Consider the following 14,237-nt stretch of genomic DNA (forward strand, 5'->3'; position numbering starts at 1 on the left):
ATATTTAAAGGGTAGGGGGCAGAAGCCCCCCACCGTGAAATTATTTATTCAGCAGTAACCTGCTCAGTATTTTTTTCCTTAAGATATCTCTTAATGAACTTGAACATAAGGAATGCCATAAGTGCTGCAAGGATCACATCAGCAACGATCATGATAACCTGCCACTTAGCCATGCCCATCTTAAGGTTCTCGGGAGCATAAGCTCTTGAGTTAACTACAGTGTAGAGAATGTTCTTGGTAGCATCACGCATAGCTGTCTGAGCACCGGGTGTTTCTCTGAACTGTACGTTGTTTGTTGCTGTAGGATAGTTAACGAGCATACAATCTGTACCGTTTCTGATAGCCTGATCTGAGCTCATGTATCCGTATACACCGAAGTAATCTGTAAGTGCAAAGCCCTTGAAGCCCCACTCATCTCTGAGTACAGTCTTCATAAGTGTGCTGCTGCCGCCTGCCCAACGGTTACCGATGTAATTGAAGGAAGACATTACCGCACAGAGATCAACGTTCTTTACGCATCTCTCGAAAGGCTTAAGGTAGATCTCACGGATAGCCTGCTCATTGGACCATGTGCAGAGCATATCAAGTCTGTTCTGCTCCTGATCGTTCATGGCAAAGTGCTTGATGTAAGCATATACACCATTCTCCCATGAACCCTTACAAGCTTCAGATGCGATATATCCTGAAAGAACTCCGTCCTCTGAATAGTACTCAAAGTTACGTCCGGCAAATGCTGTTCTGTGAATGTTCATGGCAGGTGCATACCAACCTGATACATCCATCTCATTAGCCATCTTTCCGATGTAATCACCAAAGCTGTGAGCAAGGTCTTTGTTAAATGTAGCAGCAATTGTAACTCCTACAGGGAATCCGAGTGATCCGACCTGTGTGAAGTTGTTGTTGATTGAAGCAGGGCCGTCACAGTCGTTTGTACGAACCTTGCCGATTGACTCAACTGAGTTGGTCTGATATCCGCCGAGTGAAATAAGTGCGTTCATATCATCAAGTGACATTGAATCAAGAAGCTCATCCCACTTAGCATCGTTTCTGTCTGCGCCGCGAAGGTCGGCAAGCTTAAGAGTTGTTGATGCTCCTGTCTTAATTGCCTGTGCAGCGGGATCTTCATCCTGTGCTGTAGCTTCGGGTGTAAGGTAGTTACTGATGTTATAGAAAGTGCTCTTTGCATCGGCGCTCATCTCGTAGCTTGCGGGAGCCTTTGTAGCTTCTTCATAGTTGGCAAATCCGTCAGCTCTTGAAAGATATGTAAGTCCGCCGTTAGCATAGTCAAAAGTATTTGTTGCTGTAACAAGATCACTATCTCTCTTGTTATCTCCGTTATATGTAACAGTAGTTCCGACATTGTATGTCTTTGAATCAATTACATTGTGTGAATCTGAGTTGATTGAGATCACATACTCGCCTGCCTCAAGAACGTAGCCCTTAGCATCCTGATAATCGTAAGAAGCCATATCCTCTACTGCGAATGTGATGTTAACTGTCTCGGAAGCACCGGGCTCAAGCATTCCTGTTTTTTCAAACTGAACAAGGTTAGCGCTTGCCTTCTCGATACCGCCGTTTGTGTAAGGAGGATTGTAATAAACTTCTACAACGTCCTTACCTGCTTTGTCGCCTGTATTGGTTACAGTTACGTCAAAAGAGATGTTTCCGTCAGCTTCTGTGATCTCACCCATCTCCTGCTTGAAGCTTGTGTATGAAAGTCCGTAGCCGAAAGGATACTGAACTGTCTGATCATAATCGATAAGTCCCTCAAGCGCTGCTGTCTCATAGAACTTATAACCTACATAGATTCCTTCCACATAGTTGATAAATGATACAAGTGCTGTTGACTCTGTGCCTGTAAATCCTACGGAAGTATAAGCAAAGTCATCCATATTTGTGTAGTTGAAGTCACCGAAGTTATTCCACCAAGGTGTCTTTTCATAGTCATAAACATAAGTGTCGATAGTTTTTCCCGAAGGATTAACCTCACCCGTTACGATCTCACCAAGAGCTGCCATTCCTACATGGCCCATTCCTGCTGCCCAGAGAGCACTCTTGATCTGAGGGTGATCATTTATAAATCCGAGTTCAAAAGAATTTGCTCCGTTGTAAACAAGGATAACCTTATCAAAGTTATCGCATACAAGGTCGATCATCTCTTCCTCTCTGTTTGTAAGCTGAAGATAGTGATCACCTGCATCCCAGTCGTTTCCTTCGTTGAGTGTATCGTCATACACACCGGCTGTATATGTTGTTCCGTCCTGGAATGATCCGTCTACAACTGCAACCATATCAGCGGGAAGGTCAGCACCCTCACCACCTGAACGGCTGATAACGATCATTGCCGTATCAGAGAAATTCTTTGCATTGTCTATAAGATCCTGAGTGTAAAGAGAAACATTGGGTTCGGGAAGTGTCCAATCCTGTGCCCACATTCCAACCTCAGGTCTTCCTGTCTTATAATCTGTGTAGAACTTTGTAAGTTCTGTGTTAGTCTCAATTCCTGCATCCTTTAAAGAATCAAGAAGTGAGATCTTGGCATAAGCATCATTAAGTGATCCCGATCCTGCTCCACCAAGGATCGCATCTGTTGAAGCCCATCCGAATACGTTGAGCTTAGATCCTGACGCTACTGGAAGAGTGTTGTCCTTGTTCTCAAGAAGAACGATTCCTTCTTCCGCGATCTGCTTAGCAAGAACAGTAGCCTCGTCAGATGTTTCTTTTGTGATTGTTCCGCTTCCGCTTACAAGATCAAGCATTGTACGCATAGGTCCTGTGCAGATCATATTTACGCTCACGCAGATACCAACGATCATGGCTACGAGCGCTGTACCTCTAACAAGCCTCTTAACCGGCTTTTTCATTTTCATAACTGCAACCATGCATGCAACGGCAAGTGCAACTATGATTCCGATAGCTATCAAATAGGGTCTGATAGAAGAAATGACGTTTAACACGTCGTCCATATTGATAGATAACATGATATAACCTCCCTTTTTATTCGCACTTTTACAAAAGTGCAGGATATATTTACTATAATTCGAGGTTAACACAATAAAAAAATCGTGCCGTTTTTGTCATAAACGGTACGATTTTTGTCGTGAACGGATTATTGCGGTATCAAAATTTTCAGCTCAAACCACTTGTCATTTATGTCAAAATTCAGTGTTCCGTGGTATTTTTCAACCGTATATCTTATACTCTTAAGTCCGAATCCGTGATTTCCTTTATCGGACTTGGTCGTCACGGGATATCCGTTCTTTATCGTCAGCCTGCTCTCGCAGTAATTGTTTATCTGTATCAGGATAAAGTTCTTTTTCGGCGATATTGCAATGTGTATCAGCCTCTTTTCCGGATCGTCGATCAAGGATACATTCTCGATTGCGTTATCCAGGGCATTTCCGAATATAGTACATATATCCGCGACATGCATAAAATCAAGGATATTTCCGTCAGCAACGCAGGTTATCTTGATATTATTGGCGCGGCAGTTGAGCATCTTACCTGCAATAAGCGTATCAAGCACGCTGTTACCCGTCTGCAGCTCGGGACTGTACGCCTCAAGCTCCTGCTCAAGTGTATCTATCCACTCTTTTCTCTCCTCTTCGCTCATCTCTGCTCGAAGCCCCGCTATCTGGTGCTTAAGATCATGGTATTTCATATTTATCAGGTCAAAAGAGTTCTGATAGTTCCTGTACTTATCGTACTGGGCCTTAAGCATCGCATGGATATTTCTAAGCTCTTTTTCCGCAAGAAGCTCACAGATCCTGCTCTGGTATACATATAGGATCATGATACCCGCGATATCGACAAGCGTTCTGATGTAAAAGATATCTGCGGCAACCTCCGACGAAAACGGTGTGTTCTGCAAGATGAAACTAAGATTACTGAAAGCGAATATCGCTGCGGCTATTACTATCGCGGCCCACAACTCATGCGTGTTGATCTCAAGCTGGTTGACGCCTCTTGTGATGCTGACTTCCATGTAATGAGCCCAGACAAAAACAAGCCCGTATACAGCGATAAAAATAATGACCTGAACTATCTTGGAAGGAGTCTTTGCAAGGAAATAGCATGCAAGCTGCCACTCGAGCGAAGCCGCAAACTCCGCAAGCAAAAACGCTCTCGCGCAGTAATATCCGATAACGTTCACCGTGACATCGCAGATAATGTACATGTAGACATACATAAGAACAACCGCGATAAGCATGCACGGGAGCCAGAAAACAACCGGAAGATTCTTGGTGAGCACAAGAAAAGCGCTCTGAATCACCAGCGCCAATATAGAATACAAAGTAAATCTCTTGTTATTAACTTTTCTTTTCAAAACAAAGCAATAGCTTACGCATGCAAGCCATTCCGCTATTGCCGTATATATTCTGGGAATATCCTGATAAATAGCGTCCACGTATTCGCCTCCAAATAATCCGGTATTTATGATCAAGATAATGAAGCCATATAATCCGTAAGAGCACTCATGAAATCACTCTTTCTGGCCCTGCTGATAAGGAGCTGCTTTCCCGCAATTATGCAGCTGCCGTTCTCAACTCCGTCAACGTATTTAAGATTAACAAGATAGCCCTTGTTGCTCCTAAAGAATCCGTGCTTTGAAAGCTGCTCGTCAAAGTCTTTGAGCTTGGCTCTTATAGTAAATTCGCCTCCGCTTGTGTAGAAATTAAGGTTATGACCCTCGCTCTCGATGTAAAAGATATTGTCTATATCAAGCTTTTTTACGCCTGAAGGCATGTCTATGGAAATAATGTTATTGCTCTTTTTATTGAGTCTTCCTATCGCTCTTCCGAGCTTTTGAGAAAACGCAAAGTAGCTCACGGGCTTTAATACATAGTCGAGCGCATCGACCTGGTAGCCCCTGATCGCATAGTTCGTCATATTGGTTATGAACATGATAACAACATCCTGATCGAGCTTACGTATCTCTTCCGCCGCCGTCATCCCGTCCATAAGCTTCATCTCGATATCCATCAGGATTATGTCAAACTGCCCCCTGTAACCGTTAGTTATCTCGTCTCCGTCGCGGAATCTCGTGATCTTAAAATACTGTCCGCTCTCTTTTTGATACTTGTCGGTATACTCGGTAAGCTGCTTAGCATATGCATCTTCATCTTCAACTATTGCAAGCTGGATCATGAACCCGTACTCCGTTTCTCGTTAATAATAATATGGCGTGTTAAAAATTGTGCGCAATATAATAATAACCCCTGTCGTCAAGTCTCCCTTTTTTTGTCCGCAATTATCAGCTGTTAGTATAATTATACCCTATATAACGTTAGTTCTTTTCTTAAAAAAGCATAAAAACAGAGCGAAAGTACTGATAATTCACCGTAACTTTCGCCCTGATATTTTATCCAAGAAGTTCGCGTAGCTGTTCTTTTGTAAGTGCCGTCGTTCCGAGCGTTCCTTCGTCAAGCAGCTCATCCGCAAGCTCTTTTTTCTTGTTCTGAAGATGTATGATCCTCTCCTCGATCGTATCCTGCATTATGAGCCTGTAAACCGTGACAACGTTCTTCTGTCCGATGCGGTGCGCTCTGTCGGTCGCCTGGTTCTCGACCGCGATATTCCACCAGTGATCGAAATGAATGACGATATCCGCCGCGGTAAGATTAAGTCCCGTTCCGCCCGCACGAAGCGAGATGCAGAACACCGGCGTATCGTCTTCCTGGAACGCATCAACAAGCCTTATTCTGTCCTCTTTCTTGGTTGCACCCGTCAAAAGATAATGCGCAATGCCCTCTTTCTTTAGAAGCTCCGTGATCCGCTCAAGCATTGTCGTAAACTGCGAGAAAAGAAGCACCTTGTGACCGCCCTCGGCAGCGCTCTTTATCATCTCTATAAGGAGATCCGCTTTGGCGCTTCCGCCCTTGTAATTATCATAAATAAGCCCCGGATCGCAGCAGATCTGCCTTAGCCTTGTAAGCTCCGACAAGATAACGATCCTGTCCTTCTTGATATCCTCTTCGCTCTTGGAATCAACCATGAGCTTAACCCGCTGCAGGTGTGCTTTGTAGAGCTTTTCCTGCTCATCGGTCATGGACGCGTAAATGTTCTCCTCAAGCTTATCCGGCAGGTCTTTTAACACATCCTTCTTAAGCCTTCTGAGCACAAATGGCGCGATCATCTTCTTAAGTCTGTCTCTTGCCACTTCGTCTTTTTCCGAAACGAGCGGAAGCTCAATATTGTCATGGAAATGCTTATAAGTAAAAAGATATCCCGGCATGCAAAAATCAAAGATGCTCCAAAGCTCGCTGAGCCTGTTCTCAATGGGTGTTCCCGTAAGCGCAACCTTGAAGGAAGCACTTATGGATTTGACCGCCTTGGCACCGAGCGTTCCCGGGTTCTTGATAAACTGCGCCTCGTCTATGATAATGCACTCAAAACTCTTGTATCTATATAGGTCAATGTCTCTCCTCAGAAGATCATAGGAAGTTATGACAACGTCAGTCTTCTCTTCTTCAAGCTCATCCAAGATCCTTACTCTGTCGGGCTTTATTCCGACCGCAAGCTCGCAGTTAAGCTCGCCCGTAAACCTCTCGATCTCATGCTTCCAGTTATAAACAAGAGAAGCGGGGCATACGATGAGTGAGCACCTGTGCTTGGCTCCTGCCTTACGATTGCTGTTCATACCCGTACCGGCTTCTGCTTCCGCCTCTTCTTTAAGACTTAGCAAAAGAGCCAACACCTGCAGCGTCTTTCCAAGTCCCATATCATCTGCAAGTATTCCGCCAAAACCGTTATGTTTAAGCGCCTGAAGCCAGAGATAACCTGTCTTTTGGTAGTCTCTTAGAACGTCCTTAAGACTATCCGGAACCTCATAGGTCTTTTCCCCGATTCCGGAAAGAGATTCGATGAGCTTCTTGAAATCTCTGCTCTTGCCGATTCCGATGTAGTTTTCCGCATCGTCGTAATCATAGGCTCCGTCTGCGCCGTCAAGACCTGTTCCGCCATCGCCCATCCTTGTCAGAGAATCTATGAACAGCGCCCTGTACGTAGGAACCTTGGCGTAGCCTTTCGCGATATCTTTTTCAGAAAGACCAAGTCCGTCTTTTAATGTAAAAAGAGTATCGAAATTGCCGCTCTTAAGGTCGATTATCTCGCCGCTTTTAAGCTTATAGTATCTTTTTTTCCTATCATATTTGGTGAGTATCTGCGCAAGCTCTTCGCTTGAGATCTCATCTGATACCATGGAAAGCTCAAGAAGGTCCGATACTACGGACACGCCAAGCTTAACCTTCGGCGCCGCCGTGATCCTGACTTTCTTCACATTATCGGATAAATAAACTTCCCCGAATGTGCATAACCTCGGCACATCCTCCGAAAGGAATTGATACAGCCTGTCATCGCCGTACAGCCCGCCCTCAAGAACGAAGAGCCCCTTCTCTTCATCTTTTTTGTCAAAATAAGGACTTATAAGCTTCGCCGTGTTGTTTTCCATATAGTAATTGCGCCTGATATCGCTGTCTTCGTCATCGCGGTCGCGGCGCGCGTTACCTGATAAGATGCTAAAAGATATGTCGCCGGCGCTCAGACTTTCGCTTCTCTTGCTCTCCGCCGTACCCAATGCACTTCCCGTGATAGTCCTGTAAGTCGCCTTTACATCGCAGGTTATCTTATCCGGATCCGGCATATCGATGTAGATTCCAAACTCCGGAACATCGGGAGAATACTTCTCAGGCTCATAGCCGCTGCAGCTGACATTGAAATACTCGCTGAGTATGGGAAAAAGACCTGTCGAAAACAGCGGCAGATCCTTGTCTGAAATAAAAAGCTCATTCTCCGTCCTTCTTGCAAGAAGAAAGCGCATGAAAGGAATGATCGCTTCGCAGTCACTTCTTTCGATCATATGAAGCATCTTTTTCCTCTCAAAAAAGATATATGAATAGCCCTCAAACATAGTGAAGGCGTCTGATTCAAAGGTTATTCCCGTGTCGGTCTTACGAATTCGAAGATCGATCGGTGGAAAGACCTTAACGACATCAAGCGGTCTTTCTGTCGTATATCGCGCCCTGAAATCCGTGTTGATAAAGTACACACTTCCCGCAGCCTTGAAGAACTCATCAATCTCATGTCCCGTAAGTTCTATCTGCTTGGCATGCCCCTTGGCGTACGAATATGAGATCTCACCGCTTCCCGAATATGAAGTGTACGGGTCGGCGAGCTGTTTTTCTCTGAAATATGCATAAAGAAATCTGATGATCCTTGCGGAATCTTCCGAAAATGCAGAAATATCGTGGGTAAACTGAAGATGCTTACCATAGCTTACAAAGCTTTTATCGGAAATCGCATGAAGAAGCTCGATGATATCCTTTAGGACATAGCTATGCCCCGTGCTGCCCGAGCGGATGTTAAAAGATATAGTGAGCCGGTCCCTACTTAGAGAAGCGTGCGGCTCAAGTTCCACAAGAGATTCTTTCCTATAGAGCATCGGAACGTCACTCTTTGGCTCATATTCGCGAAGTAATCTCTTGGTCTCAAAAGACGTATAATGAAACTGCCCGGGAGCATCGGAAACAAACCGCCTCCCCGAGCCGGAAATATAGCCGTTTGTGAAGTTGTCACGCGAATTGTTTGACATATGATTATATGATAGCATTAATGCTTATTTTTGTTCATAAGAAAAGAGAAACAGAATGGAGGCTTGGAGCTTCCATTCTGTTTCTTTTTGTACACCTGATAATGATCATCAAAGATAATAAATTTTAAAATCAATGCCTTTTAATCTCTTATATTCTTTTTCGAGCTTTTGATACACGCTTTTTGCATCTCTTTGCTCTTTTTTGTAAGCATCATCGTTCGATTTATTCGAAGAGTTATAATATGCATAATATGAACCATTTAACTGAGCATATTCCCTGTGTATCAATCTCCTTCCGTCAGAAGATACTATATACGTCTCATATGAATATGTAGATCCTTCGATATGACGAACATAGAATACCCCATCTTTATATTTTATAGAATCTTTTGTTTCAAGGGTACCTGCATATCTAACCGGTTCATTTTTTCTCTTAGTATAAAATATATAGCTATTACTATTACCGGAACTGGTAACTATTAAAATCTCTCCGTCATAACCTACTGAATGTTTCCCTTCAGCATATGCAAAACTACCATCTTTACAATTATCAAATTCACGAAAAATCTCCCAAAATTCATTGTATGATGTGGTTCCGGGATTATGGCTTCCTGATAAAGCAGACTCATTCTCCGCCATCGCAAACTCAACTGTTTCCGTGGTTTCAACAGGCATCATTCCCCTGATTGCCTGCGCCCCTACACATCCCGTAGCCGCAAGCATTCCTGCGGTCACAAGACCTGTTATTAACTGTACTACTCTTTTCTTCATTTTCTGTCCCCTTTCCTTTTTAGACAAATGCCCCGACCAATACTTGATATTTTAAAGTCGGTATATAATAAAATAAATGCGCGGAGTCTTCTATAACTCCACGCAATTGTTATACCACATTTCATATTTTGTTGTCAAATATGTAATCATTTTGGCCTATTGTTTTTTCTGCTTAGTGCCCCATAAAGTTCCCTTGCTTTCTTAACGTCTTCATCAGTTATCGGTAAAGCGCTGTCTCCGCCGTATACCAGCCTGTAATATGCGCCAAAAACTTCTTTTGCCTGCGTCTGAAATTTCGAGGGAATCCTCTTAACATATTCGAAAAGAAGTCCTCTGTCCGTAAAGCTATCCCCGGATTTCTTACGCACTGCTTTCTTTATGCCCGCAATATCCATCTCAAGCTTTTTATCAAGCGAAGCCAGTCTGTATCTAATGCTTTGAACCACCTTAATACCAAACATCAGAACAAGAAGAAGTATTACCACGCTTCCGATAACAGGCAGAACCACTCGTATAAGCTCATACGAAAGACTCTTTTCTTTATTATCGTCGTCATCATCCGCTTTATCCGGCGTGATCACGGGCGCATGACTTGGTTCATATCCGTACTGTACCTGCCCTGTTTCTTCTGCGCGTACTCTGTTCCAGGTATTCTCTTCCTGAGATCTGTAGGCGCTTGTGGGCTCAAACGGCACCCATCCGACGTTTTCTATATATGCTTCCGGCCAAGCGTGAGCACATCTTCCGCTCACGTCATATGAATCTGCTTTCTCAAATGGGAAAACATAGTGGAAACCAACGCAGGCTCTAGCCGGGATTCCGGAAAGCCTAAGAAGAATCACCATAGAAGAAGTATAGTGTATGCAATATCCTTCTCCTGTATCAAACAAAAACCGCTCTGCAAGCGCACTTGCGCCCTTTGATGTATTGATATCATAAGTCGTATTCCCGATGCTCTCAACATCCGTTGAATACTTGTACTGTCTTAAGTATTTCTCTATAGCGCGGCACTTGTCGTAGTCGGAAGAAACGCCCTCCGTCAGCTCTTTTGCCAGCTTGGAAAGCTCAGTACTTGCACCGTTTGTATCAAGATACTCACTTGCGGAATTTGCCAAAAAGCCTTTTGCACACACCGCGTCGTATTCATCGTAGCTTACATACTTATCAAGATTTGGACCATACGTCTTTCTGAAGTAATCGCACGCTTCGTCAAAAGTCATCAGCTCCATAGATCTTCCATTTTCTCTTAAAAGCTCCGAAAGGTACGGACTTCCGTAATCAATATTTAAAAATGTCACGTTAAGCACATATCCCTTTTTATGAACGGAGCTAGCTCTTCCGCCTTCAACCGCCTTGCCCGCGGATTCAAGATAAAGCGCATTAAGAGGCGCGATCTCATCGTTAGTCTTAAGATAAGCATATTCAAGCCCAATCGAGCCGATCTCGGAAAACAGCTTCGCCGTCTCTTTATCAATGTTGTTGTTATGAAGGAAATTGACAAACGTTACTATCTGAGTCTTATCGCTTCCCTTTCCTCCGGAAAGATACATCGTCCTACGCCTTTTTATCTTGGTTCCGCTCTTGTCCTCAAAGACAAAATACGGTCTTTCATAGGTCTTAAGCTTAAGCTGCGTAGTATCTGAAAGCGACACCTTTCCGCCAGTAACGCCCAGGTTACTGTAGCCCGACTTATACGTTCCGCCGCTGAATATATCGGGCATGTAGTAGTTAAAAGAGCTTATGAATCTGTCGCCCATTTCAAGCGCTTTAGTCCAGTCTATGGGCTTCTCGGGCTTAGGAATAACCAAGACAAGAAGTCCAAGGATCATGAAGAAATAAAAAGGAAAAGCTTCTCTTGTCTGAAACAGTTTTTTCTCGCAAAAGATCTTTTGAACCGAGGATAAGATCAGTATCAAAATTGATACGAATAAAATCGTAGCCGTGATCTTGCCCGCAAATTCGGCATCTTTTTCAAAATAAAGGTATAAAGACAAGGCGCCAAGCAAAAAGCTTCCAACGGTAATTATCGTCTTTTTCTTTGGAAGTAAAACGAAGAGAATCCTTAAAACCGCGGCAAGAAGCGCCGAGGCTGCGATACCCTGAAATGCCGATTTATTTAATAAAAAGAATATGAGAACACTCGGAAGAACCGAGAATACCGCGGAGACTCTTTTGCCCACGAACATCTCAAAAACATGGCCTATACATGCATAGAATGCAAAAAAGGCAATCGTCGCAAATATAAAGCCTTGGCTGTAGTACGCATCAAAAGAACTGCCAAGAAAGGTAAGGCTCTCAAGGCATATAACAAGAAGTGAAAAGACAAAAATATGAATCTGAAATTCATCAGATAACAGCGCAGTATTCTTCTCCGCTCTTTGGTCTTTCTCTGATGAGGATGATCGTTTCATCGCCATAGCTGCTCCTGTCCGTAATCATCTCTTTTAGCTTGGTAACTTCCGCATCCGAACTATAGAAAATTCCGTCCGCGACGGTGTTGTAAAACTCAAGAAAACTCTCGTAGGAATTAACTGTTTTTTCCCTGATCGTAGCCGATGGATAGATGAGCTTAACGGGAACACCCTGCCCCGCAAAGTTAAATGCACACGATACGATGAGTTCAAGGAAACGATCCCTGTCTTTCAGAAACTGCGTATCCCACTTGATCTCGGGAACGTCCGCCGCCTCGAGGATCATGGTGAGCGTTCGTTTTTCTTTTTTGTCCGGAAGTCTGACGACGAGTTCGCCGAGCTTTGCCGAGATCTTCCAGTTGATCGATGAGATCGAATCGCCCTTTTCATACGCTCTCATATCGCTGCCCGGGATGTCCTCATTCTGAACGGTGCTCTTAAGGCCGGTGCTGTTAACAATGTTCTCGATATCTACAATGCCATCGCCGACATCCGTGATCCTGGGACTGACTATTGCCCTGAAGTTATACGGCACCTTAAATCTCACCGTAAAGATTCCAAAAGGATCCGTAAAAGAAACATTTCCCGCGCCGACATCGTAGGCCCCCGCGTATCTGCAGCTAAGCCCCGACTTAAGTTCTTTTCTATTAAAAGAATCGAGACTAACCTCAGTTCCGTCCTCGATATCTTTGAGTACGCACCTGTCCACGTACGTTGTAAGCTTCATCCTGTGTATAGGAAGAACGCCGTCGTTTTCAAGCGCAAGCGTAAACTCATGCTCGTCGCCTTTTAGTACCTTATGCACATCCATAGTCTGATAAATTGAAAGGAACTTGTAATTTACAAAGATGTATGCAAACGAAACGGGAATCAGAAGGAGCATGGCATAGAGCCACACAAAAGAGACCGCTCCTCCGAAAAAGCTTGAAAAGACCAGACTCGCAATAAGAAAAACAAGATATAGGCATACGCCTTTTTTATGAAAAGTGATCCTCATGATACACTTACTTTCTCTAAGATCTGTTTTACCAGGAACTCTTTTTCAACTCTTCCCATCTTGGCCTGAGTCATCAGGATGATCCTGTGCGGAAGTGTCATGGCTGCGGCGTTTGCAATGTCTTCGGGAATGCAGTAATCTCTTTCATCTACGTAGGCAAGAGCCTGCGCGTATCTAAGCATGGACAAAAGAGCTCTCGAAGAAGCTCCGACAGCGACTTCGGGATTGCTTCTGGTAGCCTCAACTATTTTTACCGCATATGACAGAAGGTCGTCATGAATGCCGATCTTCTCAGCCTCCGCACGCATATCCAAAATATCTTTTCCCGAAAGAACAGGCTCTGTCTTGGCATGGAGCGTTCCCTCAAGGAAGCTCTTTGCCATGTTTACGGAAGCGCTTGTCTTAGGGTATCCTACGGAGATCTTGATCATAAATCTGTCAAGCTGCGACTCGGGAAGCGGATATGTCCCTGCCTGCTCTGAAGGATTCTGCGTTCCGATCACCATAAACGGCTGCGGAACCGGAATATCTTTTCCGTCTATAGTAACCTTGTGCTCTTCCATAACCTCCAAAAGAGCCGCCTGTGTCTTGGGCGATGTCCTGTTGAGCTCGTCGGCAAGCACAATGCTGTTTACTATAGGTCCTTCCATGACTTTAAATTCGTTTTTGTTGGAATCGTACATTGAAAATCCCGTGATATCTGACGGTGTCGTATCCGGTGTACATTGAATTCTTGCAAAAGAAATAGAGAGCGCATCGGAAAGCGCCTTGGCAAGCGTCGTTTTTCCTACACCGGGAACATCTTCAAGCAGAACATGTCCGCCTGCGATGAGCGTCGCTATGACTTTGTCGATCACGTCGCCCTTTCCCACAATTCTCTCTTCCATGCATCTTTTAAGCCCCAAAACTTTTTCTCTCATACCTTCACCCCATACGTATTATTGATATTAATTATACCTTACAGTCGTACACTCAACCACTCATTTAAAGCCATCTTCTAATCAAACTTGCAATTATCACAATTAAGTTGTATAAAGATATGTGCTGCAAAATTAGATTATTATTTTGAGTGGGAGAAATGATTATGGCAGATAGAAAAGAACTTGCGGTAGAACTTAAGCACAACGGTCACAACTGCTGTCAGGCAGTGCTTGTTGCTTTTGCGGATAAGGTTGATTATACCGAGGATGAGCTTCGTAAAATGGGCGCTTCCTTTGGCATAGGTATGGGCTGCATGGAGGCCACATGCGGTGCACTTATCGGTGCTCAGATCCTCCTTGGACTTATTAAATTTGACGGAAAGCCCGTTATCCGTGAGGCAGGCGAATTATATAAAGAGTTTGAAGCAAAATGCGGCGCAGGCACATGTAAGATCCTAAAAGGGATCGAAACCGGCAAAGTGCTGTGCGAATGCGACGACTGCGTACGTAATGCCGTAGAGATACTTGAAAAACATATTGGAGAATAA

At 44.1% G+C, this 14,237-nt stretch carries 9 protein-coding genes; 1 reads left to right on the forward strand and 8 read right to left on the reverse strand.

All coding sequences use genetic code 11. The features are described from left to right. Window positions 1-44: 44 nt before the first annotated feature. The 8 genes from BM377_RS06865 to BM377_RS06900 form a co-directional block, all read right to left on the reverse strand. Entirely contained in the window at window positions 45-2,981 is a 2,937-nt protein-coding gene (locus BM377_RS06865; RefSeq protein WP_092245759.1) for a glycoside hydrolase family 3 N-terminal domain-containing protein, read from the reverse strand. 128 nt (window positions 2,982-3,109) lie between these two features. After that, window positions 3,110-4,408: a GHKL domain-containing protein gene (locus BM377_RS06870; RefSeq protein ID WP_092245762.1), complete on the reverse strand. Its 1,299-nt coding sequence runs from the start codon at window positions 4,406-4,408 to the stop codon at window positions 3,110-3,112. A gap of 32 nt (window positions 4,409-4,440) precedes the next feature. After that, window positions 4,441-5,148, reverse strand: a complete 708-nt coding sequence (locus BM377_RS06875) for a LytR/AlgR family response regulator transcription factor (protein ID WP_092245765.1) — start codon at window positions 5,146-5,148, stop codon at window positions 4,441-4,443. A gap of 214 nt (window positions 5,149-5,362) precedes the next feature. Continuing rightward, a complete protein-coding gene (locus BM377_RS06880) occupies window positions 5,363-8,590 on the reverse strand; it encodes a DEAD/DEAH box helicase (protein WP_177223823.1) in 3,228 nt (1,075 codons plus the stop codon). A gap of 108 nt (window positions 8,591-8,698) precedes the next feature. Continuing rightward, on the reverse strand, window positions 8,699-9,361 hold the full coding sequence (locus BM377_RS06885) for a hypothetical protein (protein WP_092245770.1): 663 nt from the start codon (window positions 9,359-9,361) through the stop codon (window positions 8,699-8,701). A 146-nt stretch (window positions 9,362-9,507) separates the two neighbouring features. Beyond that, window positions 9,508-11,778: a transglutaminase-like domain-containing protein gene (locus tag BM377_RS06890; protein ID WP_092245772.1), complete on the reverse strand. Its 2,271-nt coding sequence runs from the start codon at window positions 11,776-11,778 to the stop codon at window positions 9,508-9,510. Further along, on the reverse strand, window positions 11,708-12,769 hold the full coding sequence (locus BM377_RS06895) for a DUF58 domain-containing protein (protein ID WP_092245775.1): 1,062 nt from the start codon (window positions 12,767-12,769) through the stop codon (window positions 11,708-11,710). Before BM377_RS06895 ends, BM377_RS06890 begins: the two co-directional genes overlap by 71 nt. Next, window positions 12,766-13,689, reverse strand: coding sequence for an AAA family ATPase (locus tag BM377_RS06900; RefSeq protein WP_092245778.1), 924 nt, complete (start codon window positions 13,687-13,689; stop codon window positions 12,766-12,768). Before BM377_RS06900 ends, BM377_RS06895 begins: the two co-directional genes overlap by 4 nt. A gap of 164 nt (window positions 13,690-13,853) precedes the next feature. Between BM377_RS06900 and BM377_RS06905 the strand changes: the two genes are divergently transcribed. Beyond that, window positions 13,854-14,237 (forward strand): C-GCAxxG-C-C family protein, encoded by a 384-nt coding sequence (locus BM377_RS06905; RefSeq protein WP_242948113.1) that lies wholly within the window; start codon window positions 13,854-13,856, stop codon window positions 14,235-14,237.

The organism is Butyrivibrio sp. INlla21 (assembly GCF_900116875.1).
GTDB lineage: Bacteria > Bacillota > Clostridia > Lachnospirales > Lachnospiraceae > Butyrivibrio.